A 23116-nucleotide genomic window follows, 5' to 3' on the forward strand; every position below is an offset into this window, starting at 1 on the left:
ATGAAATTCAGGTGTCCCGGCCATTCGGGTGACGAGCCCCGGACGGTAAAAGCGGCAGGTCACCCAGGATGTTTCCGGAGCGTGCGCACGGGCCTCGCCGCAAGGCCGCACGAGGCCGCCGTCCCTTTCGTATCCGGGCTTCAGGGCGGGCTGTTCGGGTGAATAGGCCGGGATATCCGGGTGTGGGGATTCTGTGACACAAGCGTGACCGTGACGGCACGCGGGGATGCCGGAGGACGGCACGTAGGGATGCCGGAGGACGGCATACGGGGATGCCGGGGCCCGGCCTTCCGTCCTCGTCCGCGGCCGCCTACGGTGAGGGGTATGGCCTCTGAACCGACCCCTCCCGCACAGCCGGACGACGCCCCTGAGACGTACGTCGGCCTCGGTGCCGACACCGCCGAACAGCAGGCGAGAAGCCGCGGCTGGGACACCGTCCGGGCGGTCCCGCCGGGCACGATCCTGACGATGGAGTTCCGTTCCGGACGGATCAACTTCCAGGTCGAGGACGCCACGGTGACCCGCTGCTGGGTGGGCTGACCCCCACACCTTCTCGGTACGGCGAAGGCCCCGACCACGTCATGGTCGGGGCCTTCGCCGTACCGAGAAGGTGCGTAGGGCGGCGCCCTAGCCGCCCGTCATCGGGCCCGCCTGGGCCGGCTGCGGCCGCTCCGGGCAGACGGTGGGCGCATGGTGGGCCCGCGCCCGGGCCCCGGTCGCCAGGTGCGGGTGCGCGGCGGGAGTGCCCGTGCCTGCCGCGAGGGCCGCGCCCTCGGCGGCGATCGACTGGGGGAGCAGCACCGGCTGCGGGACGACCCCGGGGGCCCGCACCTGGCGGACCGCCCTGCGCCGCGCGCGCCACTGCTCGCGCACGTCGAAGATCCAGCTCTCCGCCCGGGCGATCAGCGGCTCGAACCAGGGCAGCGCCAGCAGGATGAGCAGCCCCGCCGCCCAGCCCAGCACCACATCGCTGAGCCAGTGCGTGCCGATGTAGACGGTGGTGAGGCCGACGCCCAGCGAGACCGTGGCGGAGACCGCCGACAGATAGCGCCTGGCCCGGGGCGTGGTGGCCAGATAGGCGAGGATTCCCCAGGTCACGACGGCGTTGGCGGTGTGTCCCGAGGGAAATATATCGCCGCCGGCGAACATCTCGGCCGAGCCGATCTGCGTCGCGTAGTGCGGGCCGAGCCGCCCCAGGCCCAGCTTGACCGCGCCCACCGTCACGTTGAGCAGCAGCAGCGAGGTGCCGAGGACCAGCAGCGGCCGCAGCGTGTGCTGACGCCAGGAGCGCCAGCCCAGCCAGCAGGCGACCATCACCGCCGTCGGGCCGCGCTGGCCGAGCACGACGTAGTAGTCGAGGAAGGCGTGCAGTTCGGGCCACTGCTGGTAGGGCCGGAACAGCATGACCTTCCAGTCCAGGGCCACCAGCCAGGACGTCACGAGCACGGCGAAGACGATGGCGAGATAGAACGCCAACGTCCCGCCGAAGAGGGCGGCACGGTGACGGCTCATCCGTGGTGCCACTATCTTCGGCGGTTCCGGCTCCCGGTCCAGGCGGGCAAAGATGTCGGTACGCACCCAATCGACGTTACAGCGAGTGAGTGTGTGTGCAGGCCAATCCGGGCGCTTTGTGATGACGATGTGATGTGGACTTCGTCTCAGAGCGGTTACTTTTTCCGGCGGCGGAGAAGAATCTCCGTGATCTTGCGGTCAATTTCCCCGGGGCTCCGTTCGGAAGCATGTTTGATCTCCCGGGCAATTTCGCACACAGGAATCCGCGGGAATTGATCCGGCCGTCCGGGGCAGGCGCACGCCGTTCCGAGGAGCCCGGCGGCGGGTGGCGCGGAGGGCCGACGGGTGGACCTCTGTGGCGTACGCCACACTGTGTGGCGGACCGGCGTATGAGGTGGGCCACGTGTGACCTGGCCGAACTCGCGTACGCTGACGGCTCACTCGCCCGTCGATGCCGGGCCCCCGGGGACACGACAGACCACACCCCGCCGGTCCACCGAGCGCGAGGAACCCATCGGGAGGTACGTAGATGTCCGGGACGACCACGGCCGGAGTCCGGCTGCGCCGAGCCGCCGACGGTGCCAACCGCTGGGTCGTCCTCGTCGTCCTCTGCCTCAGCCTGCTGGTGGTCGCCCTCGACGCGACCGTGCTCCATGTCGCGGTCCCCTCGGTCACCGAGGACCTGCGCCCGAGCGCCACCGGACTCCTCTGGATCGTCGACGCCTACCCCCTCGTCTGCGCCTCGCTGCTCATCCTCTTCGGCACGCTGGGTGACCGGATCGGCAGACGACGGGTGCTGCTGCTGGGCTACGCGCTGTTCGGCGTCGCCTCCCTGCTCGCCGCGACCGCCGACACCCCCGCCGTCCTCATAGCGGCCCGCGCCCTGCTCGGCGTCGGCGGCGCGATGATCATGCCGGCGACCCTGTCGATCCTGCGCCAGGTCTTTCCCGACCGGCGGGAGCGGGCGCTGGCCATCGGGGTGTGGACCGCGGTCGCCGCGGTCGGCGCCGCCGTCGGACCGGTCGTCGGCGGCTTCCTGGTCGAGCACTTCTGGTGGGGCTCGGTCTTCCTGATCAACATCCCGCTGATGGCGGTCATCCTGCCGCTCGGCCGCTGGCTGCTGCCCGAGTCGCGCGGCGCCGACGACGGCCCGTGGGACGTGCTGGGCGCGCTGACCGCGGCGGCCGGAGTGCTCGGGGTCGTCCTCGGCGTCAAGCGCCTGGGCGGCGGCGCGGACCTCCTGGACCCGGTCTCGCTGGGCCCGCTGGCCCTCGGCCTGGCGCTCCTGATCCTCTTCGTACGCCGCCAGAAGCGCCGTACGTACCCGCTGATCGACATCGCCATGTTCGCCCGCCCGGCCTTCTCCACCGCCGTCGGCTGCATCGTGCTCGCCATGCTGGCGCTGGTCGGCCTCCAGCTGATCGCCGTCCAGTACCTCCAGCTGGTGCTGGGCCTCAGCCCGCTGGAGACCGGGCTGCGGCTGCTGCCGCTGACCTTCGCCGCGATGGCCGCGGGCGCCACCGGCTCGTACACCCTGCGCCGCGTCGGCCCCCGCAGGATGGTCGGCTGGGGCTTCGTCCTGACGGCCTCCTCCGTGCTGCTGCTCACCTCGATGGGCCACCACGACCGGCCCGCCCTGCTGACGGTGGGCTTCGTCCTCCTCGGCTTCGGCCTCCAGTCGACGCTCTTCGGGGCGTACGAGTCGATGCTCAGCGACGCCCCTGCCGAGCGGGCGGGCGGGGCCGCGGCGATAGGGGAGACCTCCTACCAGCTCGGCGCGGGCCTGGGCATCGCCCTCCTCGGCAGCGTCATGAACGCCGCCTACGCCCCCGGCCTCGCCTCCCTGCGCGAGAAGGGCGTGCCCGCCCGCGCGGGTGCGGAGGCCTCCCACTCGCTGGGCGAGGCCTACCAGGTGGCCGCGCAGCTCGGCGGCCCGACCGGCGAGCTGCTGCGCTCCACGGCCCGGCACGCCTTCGTCGGCGGGCTGCACATCACGCTCTTCGTCAGCGCGGGCCTGCTGCTGCTCGGCGCGCTCGCCGCGCTGCGGCTGCCGAGGGCGATGGACTGTCCGCCCAAGGAGGTCTGCCTCCTGGGCGAGCGCCCGGCCGCCGAGCCCGGGACCTCCGCCGACCGCCCGGACTCCGAGGCCCCCGCCACCGAGCCCCGGACCGCCGCCGTCCCGGCCCCCGCTCCCGAGCCCTCGGCCCCGCGCCTGAGGCTCCCCGCGCGGCGCGAACCGGCCGAGGCGACCGGCTCTGGACGAGCGGCACGCTGAGCCGTAACGTCTCCACGACGTTTCGACTACCACTGCTAGTTTTCGGAGGGCCGCGGCCGACCCCGCCCCTCCGGACACCGTGCGAGCCGCCGGAGGCACCCTCATGTCCAGCACCGATTCCGCGAAGCCGTCGAAGCTCCCGCCGTTCGAGCCCACCGACCCCCTCGGCATCGACGATCTGTTCGGCCCCGACGACCTGGCCATCCGCGACACCGTCCGCACCTGGGCCGCCGACCGGGTCCTGCCGCACATCGCCGAGTGGTACGAGAAGGGGGAGCTGCCCGGCATCCGGGAGCTGGCCCGGGAGCTCGGTGCGCTCGGCGCGCTCGGCATGTCGCTGGACGGCTACGGCTGCGCCGGGGCGAGCGCCGTCCAGTACGGGCTGGCCTGCCTGGAGCTGGAGGCCGCCGACTCCGGGATCCGCTCGCTCGTCTCCGTACAGGGGTCGCTCGCCATGTACGCGATCCACCGCTTCGGCTCCGAGGAGCAGAAGCAGCGGTGGCTCCCCGGCATGGCGGCCGGCGAGATCATCGGCTGCTTCGGGCTGACCGAGCCCGACCACGGCTCCGACCCGGCCGGGATGCGGACGTACGCCAAGCGCGACGGCGAGGACTGGGTGCTCACCGGGCGCAAGATGTGGATCACCAACGGATCGGTCGCGGGCGTGGCGATCGTCTGGGCGCAGACCGACGAGGGCGACGAGGGCCGTGGCATCCGCGGCTTCGTCGTACCGACCGACACCCCCGGCTTCTCGGCGCCGGAGATCCACCACAAGTGGTCGCTGCGCGCCTCGGTCACCAGCGAGCTGGTCATGGACGGCGTCCGGCTTCCGGCCGACGCGGTGCTTCCGGACGCGAAGGGGCTGCGCGGCCCGCTCAGCTGTCTGAGCCACGCCCGGTACGGGATCGTCTGGGGCGCCATGGGCGCGGCGCGGGCCAGCTTCGAGTCGGCCCTCGACTACGCGAGGACCCGGGAACAGTTCGGCCGGCCGATCGGCGGCTTCCAGCTCACCCAGGCCAAGCTTGCGGACATGGCCGTGGAACTGCACAAGGGCATCCTGCTCGCCCACCATCTGGGCCGCCGCATGGACGCGGGGCGCCTCCGCCCCGAGCAGGTCAGCTTCGGCAAGCTCAACAACGTGCGGGAGGCCATCGAGATCTGCCGTACCTCGCGCACGATCCTCGGTGCCAACGGGATCTCGCTGGAGTACCCGGTGATGCGGCACGCGACCAACCTGGAGTCGGTGCTCACATACGAGGGCACCGTGGAGATGCACCAGCTGGTACTGGGCAAGGCGCTCACCGGTCTCGACGCCTTCCGGTGAACACGACCCGCCCCGAGGGGCGTGCCGACCGGAGGCGCTGACCGGAACTTTCCGGCGAGCGCCCTGCTCAGCTCTGGTTGAAGAAGCCGTCGGCCTTGCGGCCGGCGGCTTCCCCGGCGACCACCTGGGTGTCGGCCGGGGAGAGCAGGAAGACCCGGGTGGCCACCCGGTCGATCGAACCGCGCAGACCGAAGATCAGCCCGGCGGCGAAGTCCACCACACGCTTGGCGTCGGCGGGGTCCATGGCCGTGAGGTTGACGATCACCGGGACACCGTCCCGGAACAGCTCACCGATGGCCCGTGCGTCCCGGAAGCTGTCCGGGGTCACCGTGGCGATCCGGCGGTCCTGCTCCTGCGCCGCCTCGGCGGCCACCTGCACCCGCGGGTCGGTGACCCAGGCCTGGTTGCCCGTGCCCGTCTCCGTACCCTCGGCGTACTCGTCGTCGTAGTACCGCTCGTCGTTGTCCTCTACGAGCCCCAGCCACGCACTCGCCTTGCGCACCGATCCCATGGACGCCTCCTCTCAACCGCGGTTCCTTGGTGTTCCGCATCTCTTTCGTATCCCTATGGTCGTCCATGATGCGGATACCGCGCCAAGTGGATAGTCGCCGCACAGGTGATTCGTGACGGTACTGGTGCAGAACATGTGGCGGTTCGTCAAGGTTCCGCCTGCGTAAGGCCTGCCCCGATGGGAAAATATGATGCGCCGGTCCGTACGGGTGACATGGGGGACGTACGGGTGAACGGATCACTCGATACGATGCACGGCGCTCAGGTGTGCGAGTGGCGCGCACCGGCTGGAACGGCTCGCGGGGGATCGGCATGTTCGGAATCGTGAGGCCCTGTACGCACCGGCTCTCCGAAGGTCTGCGGACCGAGTGGATGGCCCATCTCTGCGGTCTCTGCCTGGCCCTGAGGGCGGATCACGGGCAATTTGCCCGGATCGTCACGAACTATGACGGTCTGATCGTCTCGGTCCTGACGGAGGCTCAGACCGGCGCCATGCCCGCCGGGCGGCGCACCGCCGGGCCGTGCCCGCTGCGCGCCATGCGGACGGCCCCGGTCGCGATGGGGGAGGGGGCCCGGCTCGCCGCCGCCGTCTCGCTCGTCCTCGCCTCCGCCAAGGTGCGCGACCACGTCGCCGACCGGGACGGGCTGTTGGCCCGCCGGCCGGTCGCGGCGGCCGCGCGGCGGGTGGCGGCGGGCTGGGACCGGGCCGGAGCCCGTACGGGGGCGGCGCTCGGCTTCGACACCGCCCTCCTGGTGGACGCGGTCGACCGGCAGACCGGCATCGAGACCCTCGCCGGGCCCGGTACCCCGCTGCTGACGGTCACCGAACCCACCGAGACGGCCACCGCGGCCGCTTTCACGCACACCGCGGTCCTCGCCGGGAAGCCGCAGAACGCCGCCCCGCTCGCGGAGGCCGGACGGCTCTTCGGGCGGCTCGCGCATCTGCTGGACGCCGTGGAGGACCGGGAAGCTGACGCCGCGTCGGGTGCCTGGAACCCGCTCACGGTGACCGGCACCTCGCTGACCGAGGCGCGCCGGCTCTGCGACGACGCGCTGCACGGCGTACGGCTCGCGCTGCGGGAGGTGGAGTTCACCGACGGCCAGCTCGTCCACGTCCTGCTCGCCCACGAGCTGCGGCGCTCGGTCGACCGGGCGTTCGGCACGTCGTCCTGCTCGCACCAGGGGCTGGAGGTGCCGGAGGGTTCCTTCGGGCCGCCCCCCGGCAACCCGTACGGTCCGACCCCCGGCAGCCCCTACGGTCCCACCCCCGGCAATCCGTACGGTCCCACCCCCGGCGGTCCCGCCGCCCCGCCTCCGCCCCGGCCGCCGCGCGACCGGCGCGGGCTGATCGCCGGGTGCCTGGTCTGGGCCGGGCTCGCCTGCACCTGCCAGCTGTGCTGCGGGAGCTACGAGGACCCCTGGAGCGGGGAGCGGCGGGAGGCGCCGTGCCAGAGCTGCGGCGACTGCTGCGAGGCGTGCGACTGCTGCGGCCAGTGCGGCGAGGGGTGCTGCTGCTGCGGCGATTCCTGCGGGTGCGACTGCTAGGACGACCGGTCCTGGCCCGCAGGAATCACCGGCCCCGGGCTACTTCGGCTCGGGGCCCTTCAGCTCCGGCGGCGAGATCTGCGACTTCTCGATCGCGGACTCGGTGGTGCCCCACTTCTCCAGGATCCGGTCGTAGGTCCCGTCCTTCTTGAGCTCGTTGACCGCGGCCTGGAAGGCCGGCGTCAGCGGGCTGCCCTTCTTGAAGGCGAAGCCGACGTCGAGCCGCTTGTACTCGTTGAGGAAGCGCAGTCCCTCCTGCTGGGTCACGGCGTACCGCAGCCCGTTGATGGTGGACATGTTCACGTCCGTGCGCTTCTGCTTGAGGGAGAGCCAGACCGCCGCCGGGTCGGCGTAGGTCTTCACCTCGTAGGGCTTCTTGCCCTTCTCCGCGCACCGGGGCAGGTTCTCCTGGAGCGCGACCTCGAAGGTGGTGCCCGCGCCGGTCGACACGTTCAGGCCGCACAGGTCGGTGAGGTCGGTGATCTCCTTCAGCGGGCTGTCCTCGCGGACGGCGAAGCCCTGGCCGTCGTTGATGTACGTCACGAAGTCGATCGTCTTGCGCCGTACGTCGGTGACGCCGAAGTTCCCCGTGCCCAGGTCGTACTTCCCGCTGCCGAGCGCCGGCAGGATCGCCTCGAAGGACGCCACCTCGCGCTTCAGCTTCACGCCCAGCACCTTGGCCACCGCGTCCGCGAAGTCGATGTCCGCACCCGACAGCGTGGTGCCGTCCTCCTCGTAGAACGCCCCGGGCGGGGAGCCGGTGGCGGCCGCGATCCGCAGGGTGTCGGCCTTCCGGACGTCCTCGGGCAGCAGCTCCGCCACGGCGTCGGCCTTCTTCACCGAGGACACCACGTCCGTGGTCGGCGTGTCCCCCTTCTTGACCCCGTTCTTGGCGGTGCCTGCCCCGGGCTCCGCCGGGTCCGCGCAGCCGGTGAGGGCCAGGGCGGCGACGGTGATCAAGGCGAAGAGGGCGCTGTGACGCGATCTGGGCATGGCTCTGTTTTCTCCGGGTTCGTCAAGGTATGCCGACCGGCCCCGGGCCCGGAAGGGCGCGGAGCGGCGGCGACAGGTTCAGCGGTGCGTGAGCGCGGTTCAGTGGTGCCTGGGCGCGAGGACGTGCGGCGGAGCGAGGGGAGGGTGACGCGGTGTGGTGGAGGTGAAGTCACGCGGGGAATGCTGCTCGAACGCCCTCAGAGCAGGCGTGAGCAGGGGAAATCCGGACAGCAGGCGGTCAGCTCAACAGGAAGAGGACCACACGCGACCGAAGTCGATGTGGGAGCGGGTGACCAGCCACTGCTGCGAATACATGGGGCCAGTGGAACAGGCATCCGGGTGCGCGTCAACCGAGATGAGACAAGCCGCTCAGATCGTGGACAGGCTTGACAACGCGCCGTGTTCACCGCTTATCTCGGAGGCGGACCGGCGCTGAGGGGCCCGTTCCGTGTGGTTTTCCGGTGTGAAGGTACGCCCCGTGTTCGATCTCAGCATCCACGGAGCCCTCGCATGCCCCCGCAGACCGATCTGCTGCCTCCCTCGTCCTCCGCGCCCCCCGTCAAGAACGACGGCGACAGTACGGTCCCCCGCATCGTCCCCGTACGCCGAACGGGCCGCTGGACAGCGGCTGTTGCCGTACTCGTCCTCCTCGCACTGGCGCTGAACTCGGTCATCCGCAACGAGGCCTTCGAGTGGGACGTCGTCGTCTCCTACTTCGCCACCGTCTCCGTCCTGCGCGGGCTCTGGCTCACCCTGTGGCTCACCGCGGTCGTCATGGTGCTCGGCTTCGCGCTCGGGGCGCTCCTCGCCGTCCTGAGGCTCTCCGGCAACCCCGTGCTCCAGGCGGTGAGTTGGGGGTACGTCTGGCTCTTCCGGTCCACCCCGATCCTGGTCCAGCTGCTGTTCTGGTTCAACATCGGCGCCCTCTACCCGCAGATCCTCGGCGTCAACACCGTCACCCTCATGGGCCCGGTCACCATCGCCGTCATCGGGCTGACCCTGCACGAGGCCGCGTACGCCGCCGAGGTCGTCCGCGGCGGCATCCTCTCCGTCGAACGCGGCCAGATCGAGGCCGCCCAGTCCCTGGGGCTCGGCCCCTGGCGGCGCTTCCGGCGGATCGTGCTGCCGCAGGCGATGCGCTCCATCGTCCCGCCGGCCGGGAACATGCTGATCGGCACCCTCAAGGGCACCTCGATCGTCAGCATCATCGCCGTGCAGGACCTGCTCTACTCCGTCCAGCTCGTCTACCACCGCACCTACCAGGTCATCCCGCTGCTCCTCGTCGCCACCATCTGGTACGCGCTCGTCACCTCGCTGCTGAGCATCGGCCAGCGCTATGTGGAGCGCTACTACGCCCGCGGTACGGCGGGTGCCCGATGAGCACCGCACCCACCCTGGTGGTGATCGGCGGCGGCCCGCGCGGCACCGGCGTCATCGAGCGCATCGCCGCCAACGCCCTTGAGCTGTACGGGGATCTGCCCCTGGACATCCACCTCGTCGACCCCTACCCGGCCGGCGGCGGACGGATCTGGCGGCCGGACCAGTCGCCGCTGCTCTGGATGAACTCCATGGCCGAGGACGTCACCATGTTCACCGACGAGACGGTGGAGCTGGCCGGACCGGTCGTCGCGGGGCCCGCCCTGCACGCCTGGGCCGAGGACGTCCGCGCCGGACGCGTCACCCCCGACGCCGAGCCCGCCGTTCTCGCGGAGATACGCGGCCTCACCGGCCAGGACTTCCCCAGCCGGCGGCTCCAGAGCGCCTATCTGCGCTGGACCTACGAGCGCGCCCTGGCGGCTCTGCCACCCTCGATCACCGTGCACGAGCACCGCACCACCGCTCTCTCCGTCACCGGCCCGCGCGGCTCCCGCCAGCGCGTGAGGCTGAAGGACCGCACCGAGCCGCTCCTCGCCGACCTCGTCGTCCTGACCGTCGGCCACCTGGACGCCGAACAGGAGCCGGAGCAGGCCGAGTTGAGCGACTTCGCGGCACGGCACGGGCTGATCCACCTGCCGCCCGACTTCACCGCCGACACCGACCTCACCGCACTGCCCGCCGGCGAACCGGTCATCGTCCGCGGCTTCGGCCTCGCCTTCATCGACCTGATGGTCCTGCTCACCGAGGGGCGCGGCGGACGTCACGAGAACGGGGTCTACGTGCCGTCGGGGCGCGAGCCCGTGCTGTACGTGGGATCGCGGCGCGGGGTCCCGTACCACTCGAAGATCGGCTACACCTGGACCGGCGAACGCCCGCCGCTGCCGCGCTACTTGACCCCGGCATGGGCGGATGAGCTGCTGAGCCGGCCCGGGCCGCTCGACTTCCGGCGCGATGTGTGGCCACTGGTCGCCAAGGAGCTCGGCCACGCCCACTACCACCGGCTGTTCACCGCCCACCCCGGGCGCACCACCCTGGACCCCGAGGTCTTCGACGCGAAGTACGCCGCCGCCGACCCCGGCAGCCCCGAGCTGGCCGACCTCGTCGCCGGTGCCGTACCCGACCCCGCCGACCGGCTGGACCTGGACGCGCTCGACCGGCCGCTGGACGGGGTGACGTACGAGAGCGGCGAGGCGCTCCAGGAAGGGCTGCGCGACTACATCACCGCTGACCTGACCCGCCGTCACGACCCGGACCACAGCACGGATCTCGCCGTCTTCCTCGGGCTGCTCTCCGCCTACGCGCAGCTCATCCGGCTCGGCGACATCGGCAACTGGTGGCACGGCTTCTTCAGCTACCTCGCCTCCGGACCGCCGGGCCCCCGCCTGGAACAGCTCCTCGCCCTCTCCCGGGCCGGCGTCGTCCGCTTCCTCGGCGGCTCCGTCACCGTCGAGGCCGACGAGGAGCGCGGCGTCTTCCGGGCGAGCGCCGCCACCGTGCCCGGCGAGCACATCGAGGCCCGCGCCCTGGTGGAGGCCCGCCTCCCGGACCCCTCGCTCCGGCACACCGCCAGCCCGCTGCTGCGCACCCTGTACGAGGGCGGGGCTGCCGTCACCGACACGGGCCTGCTCTCCGTGGACCCGGGCGACAGCCGCATCGTGGACCGCGAGGGGCGCCCGCACCCGCGCCGCTTCGCGCTCGGTCCGTTCACCACGGCACGCAACAGCGGCGCCTTCACCCGCCCCCGTACGGGCGGACCCGCCTTCCGGCAGAACGACGCGGCCGCCCGCGCCGCGCTCACCTTCCTGCGCGACCTCTCCTGTAGCGGCCGGATCGCCTCCTGAGACCCCCACCCGCGCTCGTTCCCCTACCGCCACCGCCACCGCTCCCAAGGATCCCGCCATGTCGCTGACCAGCGATCCACCCATCGATCCAGCCGCCGGAACCACCGACGGCCCGCCCGCCGAGAAGGCCGTCGGAAAGGCCGCCGACCCCGGTACCGACTACGGAGAGCTGACCGTCGTCCCGGCCCGCCACCCCTGGCGCTGGGTCGCCATCGCCGTGACCGCGGTCCTGGTCGCCCAGTTCATCAACGGCCTTGTCACCAACCCCGGTTGGGAGTGGGACGTCTTCGCGCAGTTCTTCTCCGCGCCGGTCATCCTCAAGGCCGTCTGGCTCACCCTCCAGCTGACCGTCTACGGCACGGTCCTCGGCTTCGCGCTCGGTATCGTGCTGGCGTTCATGAGGCTGTCGGCCAGCCCGTTCCTGCGGACGGTGGCGTACGGATACATCTGGGCGTTCCGCTCGATCCCGCTCATCGTGCAGCTGCTGTTCTGGTTCAACCTGGCTTATCTGTACAAGGAGTTGCAGTTCGGCATCCCGTTCGGGCCGGGCTTCTTCACCTTCGACACGATGAACCTGGTCGGCGCGGTGAGCGCGGCCGTCCTCGGCCTCGCGCTGCACCAGGCGGCGTACGCGGCGGAGATCGTGCGCGGTGGCGTACTCGCCGTCGGCAGCGGCCAGTTGGAGGCGGCGTCCGCCCTCGGCATACCCAAGCTCCGGCAGCTGCGCCGGATCGTGCTGCCGCAGGCGATGCGCTCGATCCTGCCCAACGCGGCCAACGAGATCATCTCGCTGTTCAAGGGCACCTCGATCGTCTCCGTCATGGCGATCGGCGAACTCTTCTACCAGGTCCAGGTCGTCTACGGCCGCAGCGGCCGGGTCGTCCCCCTGCTGATGGTCGCCACCGCCTGGTACATCATCCTGACCACCGCCCTCTCGATCATCCAGTACTACGTCGAACGTCACTACGCAAAGGGGGCCGTGCGATGAGCGCAACCGTCGAAGCCATGGTCGAGATCCGCTCCGTGCACAAGAACTTCGGCTCCCTGGAGGTGCTGCGCGGCGTCGACCTGTCGGTACGGCCCGGCGAGGTCACCGTCATCCTCGGCCCCTCCGGCTCCGGCAAGTCCACCCTGCTGCGCACCATCAACCACCTGGAGAAGGTCGACCAGGGCTGGATCAGCGTGGACGGCACCCTCGTCGGCTACCGCAGGGACGGCAACAAGCTCTACGAACTCCGCGAGCGCGAGGTGCTGCGCCAGCGCACCAAGATCGGCTTCGTCTTCCAGAACTTCAACCTCTTCCCGCACCTGACCGTGCTGGAGAACATCATCGAGGCGCCCGTCTCCGCGCTGCGCCGCCCCCGCAAGGAGGCCGTCGAGTCGGCGGAGAAGCTGCTCGCCCGGGTCGGTCTCGCCGACAAGGCCTCCTCCTACCCCGCCCAGCTCTCCGGCGGCCAGCAGCAGCGCGTCGCCATCGCCCGCGCCCTGGCGCTGGAGCCCAAGCTGCTCCTCTTCGACGAGCCGACGTCCGCCCTCGACCCGGAGCTCGTCGGCGAGGTCCTCGACGTCATCAAGGACCTGGCGCACGGCGGCACCACGATGATCGTCGTCACCCATGAGATCGGCTTCGCCCGTGAGGTCGCCGACACCGTCGTCTTCATGGACGACGGCCGGATCGTCGAGCAGGGCCGGCCCGCCGACGTGCTGGACCACCCGACCCAGGAGCGCACCCGAGCGTTCCTGTCCAAGGTTCTCTGAACCGCTCCGAGGCTCGTAGAACCGCCTTCATGTCCCTTTCATCCGCATCATTCGCAAGGAGTACGTACGTGTCCGTCCGCCGCAGCATCACCCTCACCATCGCCACGCTCACCGCCACCGGACTGCTCACCGCCTGCGGCAACCCCGACGCCTCCACCGACGTGGCGGCGCCCAAGGGCAAGAAGGACACCGGGATCAACATCAGTCCCGACCAGGACCGGCTCAGAGGCAAGAAGGTCGACGCCATCGCCGCCCTCGTACCCGAGGACATCCGCAAGCGCGGCACCCTGAGGATCGGGGCCAGCGCCGACGCCGTGCCGCCGCTGGGCTTCTTCGCCACCGACGACAAGACCCGGATCGGCTCCGAGATCGACATCGCCACCCTCCTCGTCGACACCCTCGGCCTCAAGCCGGACTTCGGACAGGTCTCCTGGGAGAACCTCTTCGTCGGCCTGGACAGCTCCAAGTTCGACGCGGTCCTCTCCAACGTCACCGTGACCGAGGAACGCAAGGAGAAGTACGACTTCGCCACCTACCGGCTCGACAACATCGCCTTCGAGGCGAAGAAGGGCTCCGGCTGGAAGGTGAACGGCCCCGAGGACGTCGCGGGCAAGACGATCTCGGTCTCCTCCGGCACCAACCAGGAGAAGATCCTCGTCGAGTGGAGCGAGGAGAACGTCAAGGCCGGCCGCAAGCCCGTCGACATCAAGTACTTCCAGAAGGAGAACGACTACTACCTGGCCCTCCAGTCGGGCCGTATCGACCTCCACCTCGGCCCGAGCCCGTCCGCCGCGTACCACGTCGAGTCCGCCGGCCAGAGCGAGATCGTCGGGCAGATCTCCGGGGCCGGCGGCGGCCTCCAGGGCAAGATCGCCGCGACCACCAAGAAGGACAGCGGCCTGGTCAAGGCCTACGCCGCCGCCATCGACCACATCATCGAGGACGGCTCGTACGGCAAGGTCCTGGAGCGCTGGGGGCTGACCGGCGAGGCCGTGGAGAAGTCCGAGATCAACCCGCCCGGCCTGCCCAAGTCCACGAGCTGATCCGGGGCAACCCTCCAGGGGCCTCGCCCAGCCGATGACCACCAGGGTGTCCGGCCCCGACCGCCGGACACCCCTGGGCCTGTCGTCGAACTGCCGCCTGCGGCGCGACGCCAGGCCCTGGGCGAGGCCCCCGCCCGACCGTCGACCCGAGAGGTCCCGCAATGTCCGCCCGTACCCCCCTCCACCTGGCCGCCGAGATCGGCGGCCCGCCGCACTACGACGCCGGCCACTACCTCCGCCTCGCCAAGCTCGCCGAAGGCGGCGCACTCGACTACGTCACCCTCGGCGACTCCTTCGCCCGCCCCGGGCTCGACGCGCTCGCGGTCCTCGCCCGCGTCGCGCCCGCCACCGACCGCATCGGGCTCGTCCCGACCGTCACCACCACCCACACCGAGCCCTTCCACGTCTCCTCGGCGGTCGCCTCCCTGGACTGGGTCAGCAACGGCCGGGCCGGCTGGCACGCCGACGTCTCCACCACCGAGGCGGAGGCCCGGCTCTTCGGCAGACGCCCCGCCGCCCCGCCCGCCGCCCTGTGGCAGGAGGCCGGAGAGGTCGCCGACGTCTCCGCGCGGCTCTGGGACAGCTGGGAGGACGACGCGGAGATCCGGGACACCGCGACCGGACGCTTCATCGACCGGGACAAGCTGCACTACGTCGACTTCGAGGGCTCCACCTTCACCGTGAAGGGCCCCGCCATCGTGCCGCGCCCGCCCCAGGGCAGGCCCGTCACCGTCATCGACGCCGTCGGCGCCCCGTCCAAGGAGGCCGCCGCCCGGCACGCGGACGTCATCCACATCCGCGCCACCAGCCCCGAGCAGGCGGCCGCGCTCCGGGACGAACTGCGCGCCAGGGCCTCGGCCCACGGGCGGGACCCCGACGCGCTGCGGGTCCTGGTCGCGCTCACCGTCGACCTCGGGGACGCCGAGAGCGCTCCCGAACCCGGACTGGAGAGCGGACCCCAACTCGCCGGGCGCGGAACCTACTTCCGGGGCGGCCCGGTCGACCTCGCCGACCTCATCGCCCAGTGGCACCGGTCGGGCGCGGCCGACGGCTTCCACCTCACGCCCATCACCCCCGAGCGCGACCTCGAAAGGATCGTCAACGGCACCGTGGCCCTCCTCCAGCACCGCAGCCTCTTCCGCACCTTCCATCCCGGCGGAACCCTGCGCGAGCACCTGGGGCTCGCCCGCCCCGCCAGCCGCTACGCGCGCGCCGAAACCGCGTCGAAGGAGGCCTGACCGTGCCCCGCACCATGCATCTGGCCGCGCACTTCCCGGGCGTCAACGCCACCACCGTGTGGGCCGACCCCCGCTCCCGCAGCCAGATCGACTTCTCGTCCTTCGTCCATCTGGCCAGGACGGCGGAGCGCGGCAAGTTCGACTTCTTCTTCCTCGCCGAGGGGCTGCGGCTGCGCGAGCACAACGGCCGCATCCACGACCTCGACGTCGTCGGCCGCCCCGAGTCGCTGACCGTGCTCAACGCGCTGGCCGCCGTCACCGAACGGCTCGGCTTCGCCGCCACCGTCAACGCCACCTTCAACGAGCCCTACGAACTGGCCCGCCGCCTCGCCACCCTCGACCACCTCAGCGCGGGACGCGCCGCCTGGAACGTGGTGACCTCCTCCGACGCCTTCACCGGGGAGAACTTCCGCCGGGGCGGCTATCTGGACCGGGCCGACCGCTACACCCGGGCCGCCGAGTTCGTCGCCACCGCCCGCGAGCTGTGGGACTCCTGGACCCCGGGCGGCGAGTCACGGCCCTTCGCGCACGAGGGGAAGCAGTTCACCATCTCCGGCGAGTTCACCGTGCCGCGCTCCCCGCAGGGCCACCCGGTGGTGATCCAGGCCGGGGACTCCGGCGAGGGCCGGGAGTTCGCCGCCTCCGCCGCCGACATCATCTTCACCCGGCACGGCACCCTGGAGGCGGGCCGCGACTTCTACGCCGACGTCAAGGCCCGGCTCGCCGCGTACGGGAGGCAGCCCGACGACCTCAAGATCATGCCCGGGGTCACCGTGGTGGTCGGCGACAACGACGCCGAGGCGCAGGAGCGCGCGTACGAGATCCGCCGCCAGCAGGTCTCCCCGCAGAACGCGATCCTCGCCGCCGAGCAGCTCTGGGGCACCGACCTCTCCGCGTACGACCCCGACGGGCCGCTCCCCGAGATCGACCCCGTCCTCGACTCCGGCCTCGTCAAGGGCAGGGTGCTGCACGGGGACCCGTTCGCCGTCGTCGCCCGCTGGCGCGCGATCGCCGAGGCCAAGGGGCTTTCCCTGCGGCAGACGGTGATCGAGACGACCACCCGGCAGTCGTTCATCGGCTCGCCGCAGACGGTCGCGGCGGAGCTGACCGCGTTCGTCGACGAGCGGGCGGCCGACGGCTTCATCCTCGTACCGCATCTCACCCCGGGCGGTCTGGACGACTTCGTCGACCGGGTCGTCCCGCTCCTCCAGGAGAGCGGAGCATTCCGCTCCGAATACTCCGGCTCCACGCTGCGGTCGCACCTCGGCCTGGCGGAGCCGGTGTGGAAAGGTTGATCGCATGAGCACGGACGCACAGCAGGACCAGCAGGCCGGGGAGCCGGACGCCGCACAGGACTGGCAGCGGTGGCACGAGGAGCGCGTCCTCGCGGTCGCGGCCCCCTACGGCCCGCTCTCGCTGACCGGAACCCACTGGCTCTCCGATCACCCGGAAGGGCGAATTCCGGCCGTCCCGGGGCAGTGGCGCGAGGACGGCGACGAGGTGGTGCTGACCGCCACCGCCGAGGACGGCATCGTTGTCGACGGCAAGCCGCTGACCGGCGAGGTCCGGCTCTCCGCGGACCGCGGCCCCATCGACGACTCCCGGGTGGCGCAGGGCGAGCGGCGGCTGGTGGTGCTCCGCCGCGAAGGGCTCTGGGCCGTACGGGACTTCGACCCGGCCGCACCCTCGCGGCACGCCTTCTCGACCATCGACGCGACCCCGTACGACCCGGACTGGGCGCTGCCGGGGACCTTCCGTCCGTACGCCGAGGAGCGGGCCGTACGGGTGCCCAACGCCGACGGGGTCGAGCGGGGTCTCGGGCTCGGCGGGGAGATCGCCTTCACGGTGGCCGGGGACGAGCACACGCTCCAGGTCGCCGTCGAGCCGGACGGCTCGCTCTGGGCCGTCTTCGCCGACGCCACCAGCGGGAACGGCAGCTACCGCTTCCGCTTCCTGCGCCCCGGTCCGCCCGCCGCCGACGGCAGGGTGAACGTCGACTTCAACCGCGCGCTGCTGCCGCCGTGCGCCTTCGCCGATCACTTCATCTGCCCCTTCCCGCCCCCGGGCAACACCCTCACCGTGCCGGTCCCGGCGGGGGAGCGGAACCGCCTGGACGCCTGAGCCGCGATCCCTGTACGACACCCCGGCCCCCGGCAGCCCGAGCGCTGCCGGGGGCCGGGGTGCGGGTGGGGCGTGGGTGGCCGAAAGGCATGCTTGCGCCGCCTGTCCGGACCCCTCGATACTCCCGTCAGCGATTGTCAGGGGCACGGCAACTCCGGAATCCGGACAGGCCCCCGACTGCGCCTCACGGGCCCGCCACCCCACAGGAGGGCCCCCGATTCCCCTCGGAGGAACCCGAAGTGAGGATCAAGCGCACCAACCCCCGCCACAACCAGGCGAGACGCGTCCGGACCACGGCCGTCCTCGCCGGACTCGCCGCCGTCGCGGCGTTCACCGTCCCCACCGCCAGTGCCGAACCCACCGGTACGTTCAGCGCCACCCAGCTGTCCTCCGCGAGTGACGCCGTGCTCGGCGCCGACATCGCGGGGACCGCCTGGAACATCGACCCGAAGACCAACCGCCTCCTGGTCACCGTGGACAGCACGGTCACGCAGGCGGAGATCGCGCAGATCAAGAAGGCCGCGGGCGCCAACGCCTCCGCCCTCACGATCGAGCGCACGCCCGGCACGTTCAACAAGCTGATCTCCGGCGGCGACGCGATCTACTCCAACACCGGACGCTGCTCGCTGGGCTTCAACGTCCGCAGCGGCTCCACCTATTACTTCCTGACCGCCGGCCACTGCACCAACGGCACGGGCACCTGGTACGCCAACTCCGCCCGCACCACCGTGCTCGGCAACGCCTCCGGCTCCAGCTTCCCGAACAACGACTACGGCATCGTGCGCTACACGAACACCACCATCCCCAAGGACGGCACGGTCGGCGGCCAGGACATCACCAGCGCCGCCAACGCCACCGTCGGGATGGCCGTCACCCGCCGCGGCTCCACCACCGGAACCCGCAGCGGATCGGTCACCGGCCTCAACGCCACCGTCAACTACGGCGGCGGCGATGTCGTGTACGGCATGATCCGCACCAACGTGTGCGCCGAGCCCGGCGACTCCGGCGGCCCGCTCTACTCCGGCACGCGGGCGATCGGCCTCACCTCCGGCGGCAGCGGCAACTGCTCCTCCGGCGGCACGACCTTCTTCCAGCCGGTCGTCGAGGCCCTGAACGCCTACGGCGTCAGCGTCTACTGACGGGCGCACCGGGTATCCCCACCGGCGCACGGGTTCCCCGGCCCGCGCACCGGCCACGCCCGGCGCTGTCCGTACATATGAGCCCCCGTCCGGAATTCCGGACGGGGGCTCCCGCGCGCCCCCCGGCTCTTGAGAAGATGTCGCGACGACCGGTCGCACGCGAAGCGCCGACACCAGGGGGTCCCAGCTCCGTGAATCGCATCGGAATCACCGGTCACCGCTCCATCCCCGACGGTGCCAGGACCCACGTCCTGGCCGGTCTGCGCGCGGCCCTGTGCGGACTCGACGGGGCCACCGAGGCCCTCTCCAGCCTGGCCGTCGGCGCGGACCAGCTCTTCGCCGGCCTCGCCCTCGACTGCGGCGCCAAGCTGACGGTGGTCATCCCCAGCGGCGACTACGAGGCCTGCTTCGAGTCCACCGCCGACCTCGCCCGCTACCGGCTCCTCAAGTCCCGCGCCGCCCAGGAGGTCCGGCTGGACTTCCCGCACTCCACCGACGAGGCGTACTACGCGGCCGGCGCCTACATCGCCGACCACTGCGACCTGCTGCTCGCCGTCTGGGACGGCCGACCGGCCCGGGGCCTCGGCGGCACCGGCGACATCGTGGACTACGCCCGTACGCTCGGCCGCCCGGTCACCGTCATCTGGCGGGACGGTGTGGAGCGGGGATGACTCGCGCTTGACGGCGCGTCACGTACGGTGCCGCACCAGCCAGTCCGTGTGCTCCGGCGAGACGATCCGCTCGGTCTCGAACACCGCCACCGGCCACTGCCGCTCGGTGAGCGTGGTCTCCATCGCCGCCTGCATCGACTCCAGGTCGTCCTCCACCAGGGAGTGCGCGGAGATCAGCGGATGGTGGCGGCGCAGCTCGTTCCAGGCGAGACAGGCCGCCGCGGCCGCCGACAGCACCCCGGTCAGCCCGAGGGAGCGCCCCACCCCGAAGGTCTGCGCCACGCTCAGCGCCAGCGCCGGCAGGGTCAGCGCGACGATGGCCCCGGACCAGACGAGCGCGCCGCGCCGGGAGACCAGCCGCCGTCTGCGGTACCACCGCCGCTGCTCGATGAGCCGGTCCCGTACATAGGTCTCCTTGCGTACGGTGAAGGCCTTGTCCCGTAACTCCCGCATGGATTCCGTGATGACCGCCCCGTCGGCGTCCGTCATCACCTCACGCGGATCGGCCCAGCCCACTTTCCTCAGTTCCTGGAGCCCTTCCTCCAGCCGGTTGGCGAAGAGCGCCTCGGGGTGGTGGGTCGCGCTCTCGAAAGGCGAGCCGTGGACCGCGTAGCGCCAGCAGAGGGACTTGATGAACTCCGCCGCCGAGCGGTTGAGTTGCCAGTGCGACTTCGCTTTGCGGCGCGAGGCGAGGTAGGTCGTGAACAGGACACCCAGGTACGCCAACACCGCTGCGCCGTACAGAAGTTGGACGGCGAGACCGTCCTCGGCGTGCCAGGGGAGGGCCGCGGGCACCGTGCCCGCCACGAGCAGCGCCAGCTGGACCCTGGTGGTGTTCACGGCCTCACGCTGGCGGGACACCGCGATGGCGTCCGTACGGTGGAAGAGGGCGGGCAGGTCGGCGTTCCTGAAGACCATGCTCTGAAGAGGTCCGGGAATCGCCGTCATGTTCACTCCCGTATCCCATGTAGTCGGGGCTCCGTTGTCGGAATGAAAGGTTCCGGACCATTTGGAGCAGTCCCGTATGTCACTCGGCTTACGAGGGTGCGACACGAGTTGCACACCTAGGTCATGAGAGTAAAGTCGTGCCGCCAGGCACTGCAATGGTGCAACTGCCGGTGTTGTCCCCCTGACCGGAACGAGCCCCCCTAGGACGGCCGTGAAGACCTACGAATCATCCCCTCTCTTCGCTGATGCGAAGACGCGCCGTGTGCCGCTCGCCAAGATCGACATTTCCGGTGGCGCCGCCGCCCGGAAGCTTGCGCGAGTGATCCCCACGGCCGCCGGCCGCCCCTCTCGGATTTCCACCTTCAACTCGGCTCTCTGAGGCGCTCCGCACGGTCGCATTTCGGTGCGGAACGCTGGACTAGACTGACGGAATGACAGGACCCGCGGTCCCATTCCGCGAAATCGTTCTGAAGGTTCACAGCAGGTGCGATCTGGCCTGCGACCATTGTTATGTCTACGAACATGCTGATCAGAGCTGGCGAACCCGGCCGAAGACGATCTCTGACCATGTTGTTTCCCGGACGGCTCGACGCCTGGCCGAACACGCCAGGACCCACGCCCTGCCCTCCGTGACAGTGATCCTGCACGGAGGGGAGCCCTTGCTCGCCGGACCGGCCCGACTGCGCCGCGTCTGCGAGGAGTTCACCTCGGCCCTCGCGGGCATCGCCGAGCTGGATCTGCGTATCCACACCAACGGCCTCCAGCTGAGCCCCCGTTACCTCGACCTGTTCGACGAGTTCGACGTCAAGGTGGGCATCTCCCTCGACGGCGACCGCGCCGCCAACGACCGTCACCGCCGCTACGCCGACGGGCGCAGCAGCCACCCCCTGGTCCTCAAGGCCGTGGAGCTGCTCCGGCAGGACCGCTACCGCCATCTCGATCTCGGCCTCCTGTGCACGATCGACATCGCCAACGACCCGGTCGCCGTCCTCGACGCGCTCACCGGACTCGAACCGCCGCTCATCGACTTCCTCCTCCCGCACGCCACCTGGGACGAGCCGCCGCCGCGCCCGGACGGATCCCCCACCGCGTACGCCGAGTGGCTCCTCACCGTCTTCGACCGCTGGCAGGAGCAGGGGCGCCCGGTGCCGGTCCGCCTCTTCTCCTCGGTGCTCTCCACCCTGAGCGGCGGCCCCAGCCTCACCGAGTCCCTCGGGCTCGCCCCCACGGACCTGGTCGTCGTCGAGACCGACGGCCAGCTGGAACAGGTGGACTCCCTCAAGAGCGCCTACGAAGGCGCCGCGGCCACCGGGTTCGACGTCTTCACCCACAGCTTCGACGAGGTCGCGGCGCACCCCGGGGTCCGGGCGCGCCAGCTCGGCCTGGCCGGCGTCAGCGAGACCTGCCGCCGCTGCCCCGTCGTACGCTCGTGCGGCGGCGGGCTCTACACCCACCGCTACCGCTCGCCGGGCGGCTTCGACCACCCGTCCGTCTACTGCGCCGACCTGGCCGCGCTGATCCGGGGCATCGAGGACCGGACTGCCGCCGCCACCGAGTCGCCCGCCGTCCGCGATCCCGACGAGCTGCTCGCCGCCCAGCAGGATCTGACCCGCACCCTGCTCGCCGCCCTCCACGACGGCCTCGACGGCAGGGGCGGGGAGGCCTGGGAGACGGCGTGGGCGCTGGCCGCCGAGGTCGAGAGCGACCCGGCCGGGCAGGCGGCCCTCGACCTGGTCCTCGCCCACCCCTACACCCGCACCTGGCTGGTGGACGTCCTGGCGGCGGTACGGGCCGGCCGGCCGGTGGAAGGCCCCCCGGTGGAGCGGCTCGCCGCCACGGTGGCCGCCGCCGCCGTGCACGCCGGGCTCGGCCTGGCCGTCCCGGTGGTCCACCGCGACGGCCGCCTCTTCCTGCCGACGCTCGGGGAGGTCCGGGCCGGCGAGGCGGGGGGGACGGGCACGGCTCTGGTGCGGGCCGAGGGCGAGGGGTTCACCGTTCACACCGAAGGGGGCGCGCTGCGTATCGCGCGGGGCGAGGGGGAGGGGCCGTACTGGTCGCCCGTACGCCGCCTCGCGGCCGGGGGGCCCGGGGCCGTACGGGCGACCGACGGCCCCGGTCCCGTCCCCACCCCCGTACTGGACGATCTCGATCCGTACCGCGCCTGCTTCGACACGCCCGCAGCCCAGCGGCTCTCCCCGTCGGCCGCCGATGCCTGGTCCGTCTCCCTCGCGGCCGCCTGGGAGCTGCTGGCCGAGACCGTGCCGGAGCAGGCGGCCGAGGCGGCGGCCGTCCTCACCACGCTCACCCCGCTCGCCGGGGGCGCGCCGGTCCAGGAGGGCCGCCACGGGTACGGGGCGCTGGGCATCGCGGCCGGGGGTGACGCCCACACCCTGGCGACCGCCCTGCTGCGCGGGTTCCGGCGGACGAAACTACGGGCCCTGGCCGAGGTCACGGACCTGTACGCGTCGGACGGTTCCTGGGATCATCGGATGCCCTGGCGGGAGGAGCGGGAGGGGCCCGTTCCGTTCTCCCGGCTGCTCTCGGAAACGTACGAACGGGTCGGGCTCGGCCTCTTCGCACCACGGTTCCTCGCCGGGGTCCCGCAAGCGCTCGACATGATCGAAGAGGCGGCCGAAACGACCGTCGACGGAAAGCAATTGCTCGCCGTGATGCGTAAAGAGATCAACGGTACACACGGGACATCCGGGAGGAACGGTTGCAAGACCGATGTGGAGCGCGCCGCAATGCGGTGAACAGGGGAACGCCTGACTGAAAAATGGCGTTCAATGACCGAACGGCAGGGGGGTGGAGTGCAGTCCGC

General features: G+C 71.3%; 20 protein-coding genes. 16 read left to right on the plus strand and 4 right to left on the minus strand.

The genetic code is table 11. The features are described 5' to 3' along the window. The first annotated feature begins 324 nt into the window (after nt 1-324). Nucleotides 325-540: an I78 family peptidase inhibitor gene (locus IF17_RS0124795; RefSeq protein ID WP_030569871.1), complete on the plus strand. Its 216-nt coding sequence runs from the start codon at nt 325-327 to the stop codon at nt 538-540. An 87-nt stretch (nt 541-627) separates the two neighbouring features. Here IF17_RS0124795 and IF17_RS0124800 read toward each other — a convergent pair whose 3' ends face one another. Continuing rightward, the gene (locus tag IF17_RS0124800; protein ID WP_051884117.1) at nt 628-1578 is read right to left on the minus strand and encodes a phosphatase PAP2 family protein; all 951 of its coding nucleotides are present in this window, start codon (nt 1576-1578) and stop codon (nt 628-630) included. 463 nt (nt 1579-2041) lie between these two features. On the opposite strand from IF17_RS0124800, the gene IF17_RS0124805 reads away from it, so the two are divergent. Together IF17_RS0124805 and IF17_RS0124810 are read left to right on the plus strand one after the other, a co-directional pair. Continuing rightward, nucleotides 2042-3787 carry an MFS transporter gene (locus tag IF17_RS0124805; RefSeq protein ID WP_030569876.1) on the plus strand — a complete coding sequence of 582 codons (1746 nt, stop codon included), beginning with the start codon at nt 2042-2044 and terminating at the stop codon, nt 3785-3787. A gap of 103 nt (nt 3788-3890) precedes the next feature. Then, entirely contained in the window at nt 3891-5111 is a 1221-nt protein-coding gene (locus IF17_RS0124810; RefSeq protein WP_030569879.1) for an acyl-CoA dehydrogenase family protein, read from the plus strand. A gap of 67 nt (nt 5112-5178) precedes the next feature. Here the strand turns inward: IF17_RS0124810 and IF17_RS0124815 are convergent, their stop codons facing one another. Continuing rightward, the gene (locus IF17_RS0124815) at nt 5179-5622 is read right to left on the minus strand and encodes a cell division protein SepF (RefSeq protein ID WP_030569882.1); all 444 of its coding nucleotides are present in this window, start codon (nt 5620-5622) and stop codon (nt 5179-5181) included. Nucleotides 5623-5933: 311 nt separating this feature from the next. Between IF17_RS0124815 and IF17_RS0124820 the strand changes: the two genes are divergently transcribed. Then, the gene (locus IF17_RS0124820) at nt 5934-7166 is read left to right on the plus strand and encodes a DUF5685 family protein (protein ID WP_030569885.1); all 1233 of its coding nucleotides are present in this window, start codon (nt 5934-5936) and stop codon (nt 7164-7166) included. Between the two features lie 39 nt (nt 7167-7205). Here the strand turns inward: IF17_RS0124820 and IF17_RS0124825 are convergent, their stop codons facing one another. Continuing rightward, nucleotides 7206-8159: an ABC transporter substrate-binding protein gene (locus tag IF17_RS0124825; protein ID WP_030569888.1), complete on the minus strand. Its 954-nt coding sequence runs from the start codon at nt 8157-8159 to the stop codon at nt 7206-7208. Between the two features lie 510 nt (nt 8160-8669). Between IF17_RS0124825 and IF17_RS0124830 the strand changes: the two genes are divergently transcribed. The 10 genes from IF17_RS0124830 to IF17_RS0124875 all read left to right on the plus strand — a co-directional run bounded on the left by IF17_RS0124830 (nt 8670) and on the right by IF17_RS0124875 (nt 19347). Then, entirely contained in the window at nt 8670-9539 is an 870-nt protein-coding gene (locus tag IF17_RS0124830; protein ID WP_030569893.1) for an amino acid ABC transporter permease, read from the plus strand. Further along, nucleotides 9536-11377, plus strand: a complete 1842-nt coding sequence (locus IF17_RS0124835; protein ID WP_030569896.1) for an FAD/NAD(P)-binding protein — start codon at nt 9536-9538, stop codon at nt 11375-11377. Before IF17_RS0124830 ends, IF17_RS0124835 begins: the two co-directional genes overlap by 4 nt. Nucleotides 11378-11435: 58 nt before the next feature. Then, on the plus strand, nt 11436-12365 hold the full coding sequence (locus tag IF17_RS0124840) for an amino acid ABC transporter permease (protein ID WP_030569899.1): 930 nt from the start codon (nt 11436-11438) through the stop codon (nt 12363-12365). 17 nt (nt 12366-12382) lie between these two features. Continuing rightward, the gene (locus IF17_RS0124845) at nt 12383-13135 is read left to right on the plus strand and encodes an amino acid ABC transporter ATP-binding protein (protein WP_030569902.1); all 753 of its coding nucleotides are present in this window, start codon (nt 12383-12385) and stop codon (nt 13133-13135) included. A gap of 68 nt (nt 13136-13203) precedes the next feature. Further along, a complete protein-coding gene (locus tag IF17_RS0124850; protein WP_030569905.1) occupies nt 13204-14178 on the plus strand; it encodes an ABC transporter substrate-binding protein in 975 nt (324 codons plus the stop codon). Between the two features lie 161 nt (nt 14179-14339). Next, a complete protein-coding gene (locus IF17_RS0124855; RefSeq protein WP_030569908.1) occupies nt 14340-15416 on the plus strand; it encodes an LLM class flavin-dependent oxidoreductase in 1077 nt (358 codons plus the stop codon). Between the two features lie 14 nt (nt 15417-15430). Further along, on the plus strand, nt 15431-16711 hold the full coding sequence (locus tag IF17_RS0124860; protein ID WP_030569911.1) for an NtaA/DmoA family FMN-dependent monooxygenase: 1281 nt from the start codon (nt 15431-15433) through the stop codon (nt 16709-16711). Nucleotides 16712-16715: 4 nt separating this feature from the next. Next, nucleotides 16716-17537 (plus strand): DUF1684 domain-containing protein, encoded by an 822-nt coding sequence (locus IF17_RS0124865; protein ID WP_030569915.1) that lies wholly within the window; start codon nt 16716-16718, stop codon nt 17535-17537. A gap of 239 nt (nt 17538-17776) precedes the next feature. After that, nucleotides 17777-18676: a S1 family peptidase gene (locus IF17_RS0124870; RefSeq protein WP_030569918.1), complete on the plus strand. Its 900-nt coding sequence runs from the start codon at nt 17777-17779 to the stop codon at nt 18674-18676. Between the two features lie 191 nt (nt 18677-18867). Next, nucleotides 18868-19347 carry a hypothetical protein gene (locus IF17_RS0124875; protein WP_030569921.1) on the plus strand — a complete coding sequence of 160 codons (480 nt, stop codon included), beginning with the start codon at nt 18868-18870 and terminating at the stop codon, nt 19345-19347. A gap of 18 nt (nt 19348-19365) precedes the next feature. Here the strand turns inward: IF17_RS0124875 and IF17_RS0124880 are convergent, their stop codons facing one another. Continuing rightward, nucleotides 19366-20265, minus strand: a complete 900-nt coding sequence (locus IF17_RS0124880; protein WP_018515463.1) for a DUF4231 domain-containing protein — start codon at nt 20263-20265, stop codon at nt 19366-19368. A 241-nt stretch (nt 20266-20506) separates the two neighbouring features. Between IF17_RS0124880 and fxsA the strand changes: the two genes are divergently transcribed. Next, nucleotides 20507-20674 (plus strand): FxSxx-COOH cyclophane-containing RiPP peptide, encoded by a 168-nt coding sequence (fxsA, locus tag IF17_RS1000000138035; protein WP_076967922.1) that lies wholly within the window; start codon nt 20507-20509, stop codon nt 20672-20674. Nucleotides 20675-20726: 52 nt separating this feature from the next. Next, nucleotides 20727-23048 (plus strand): radical SAM/SPASM protein FxsBH, inactivated beta-hydroxylase extension form, encoded by a 2322-nt coding sequence (fxsBH, locus tag IF17_RS0124885; RefSeq protein WP_078616021.1) that lies wholly within the window; start codon nt 20727-20729, stop codon nt 23046-23048. Nucleotides 23049-23116: the final 68 nt, after the last annotated feature.

Source organism: Streptomyces cyaneofuscatus (genome assembly GCF_000718135.1).
GTDB lineage: Bacteria > Actinomycetota > Actinomycetes > Streptomycetales > Streptomycetaceae > Streptomyces > Streptomyces cyaneofuscatus.

Bases quoted from the DNA above. Each gene is read 5' to 3' on its own strand.
- IF17_RS0124860 (WP_030569911.1), top strand. From the start codon at position 15,431: ATGCATCTGGCCGCGCACTTCCCGGGCGTCAACGCCACCACCGTGTGG.
- IF17_RS0124825 (WP_030569888.1), bottom strand. From the start codon at position 8,159: ATGCCCAGATCGCGTCACAGCGCCCTCTTCGCCTTGATCACCGTCGCC.
- IF17_RS0124795 (WP_030569871.1), top strand. From the start codon at position 325: ATGGCCTCTGAACCGACCCCTCCCGCACAGCCGGACGACGCCCCTGAG.
- IF17_RS0124835 (WP_030569896.1), top strand. From the start codon at position 9,536: ATGAGCACCGCACCCACCCTGGTGGTGATCGGCGGCGGCCCGCGCGGC.
- IF17_RS0124845 (WP_030569902.1), top strand. From the start codon at position 12,383: ATGGTCGAGATCCGCTCCGTGCACAAGAACTTCGGCTCCCTGGAGGTG.
- IF17_RS0124880 (WP_018515463.1), bottom strand. From the start codon at position 20,265: ATGGTCTTCAGGAACGCCGACCTGCCCGCCCTCTTCCACCGTACGGAC.
- IF17_RS0124820 (WP_030569885.1), top strand. From the start codon at position 5,934: ATGTTCGGAATCGTGAGGCCCTGTACGCACCGGCTCTCCGAAGGTCTG.
- IF17_RS0124805 (WP_030569876.1), top strand. From the start codon at position 2,042: ATGTCCGGGACGACCACGGCCGGAGTCCGGCTGCGCCGAGCCGCCGAC.
- IF17_RS0124865 (WP_030569915.1), top strand. From the start codon at position 16,716: ATGAGCACGGACGCACAGCAGGACCAGCAGGCCGGGGAGCCGGACGCC.
- IF17_RS0124815 (WP_030569882.1), bottom strand. From the start codon at position 5,622: ATGGGATCGGTGCGCAAGGCGAGTGCGTGGCTGGGGCTCGTAGAGGAC.
- IF17_RS0124855 (WP_030569908.1), top strand. From the start codon at position 14,340: ATGTCCGCCCGTACCCCCCTCCACCTGGCCGCCGAGATCGGCGGCCCG.
- IF17_RS0124810 (WP_030569879.1), top strand. From the start codon at position 3,891: ATGTCCAGCACCGATTCCGCGAAGCCGTCGAAGCTCCCGCCGTTCGAG.
- IF17_RS0124830 (WP_030569893.1), top strand. From the start codon at position 8,670: ATGCCCCCGCAGACCGATCTGCTGCCTCCCTCGTCCTCCGCGCCCCCC.
- fxsBH (WP_078616021.1), top strand. From the start codon at position 20,727: ATGACAGGACCCGCGGTCCCATTCCGCGAAATCGTTCTGAAGGTTCAC.
- IF17_RS0124840 (WP_030569899.1), top strand. From the start codon at position 11,436: ATGTCGCTGACCAGCGATCCACCCATCGATCCAGCCGCCGGAACCACC.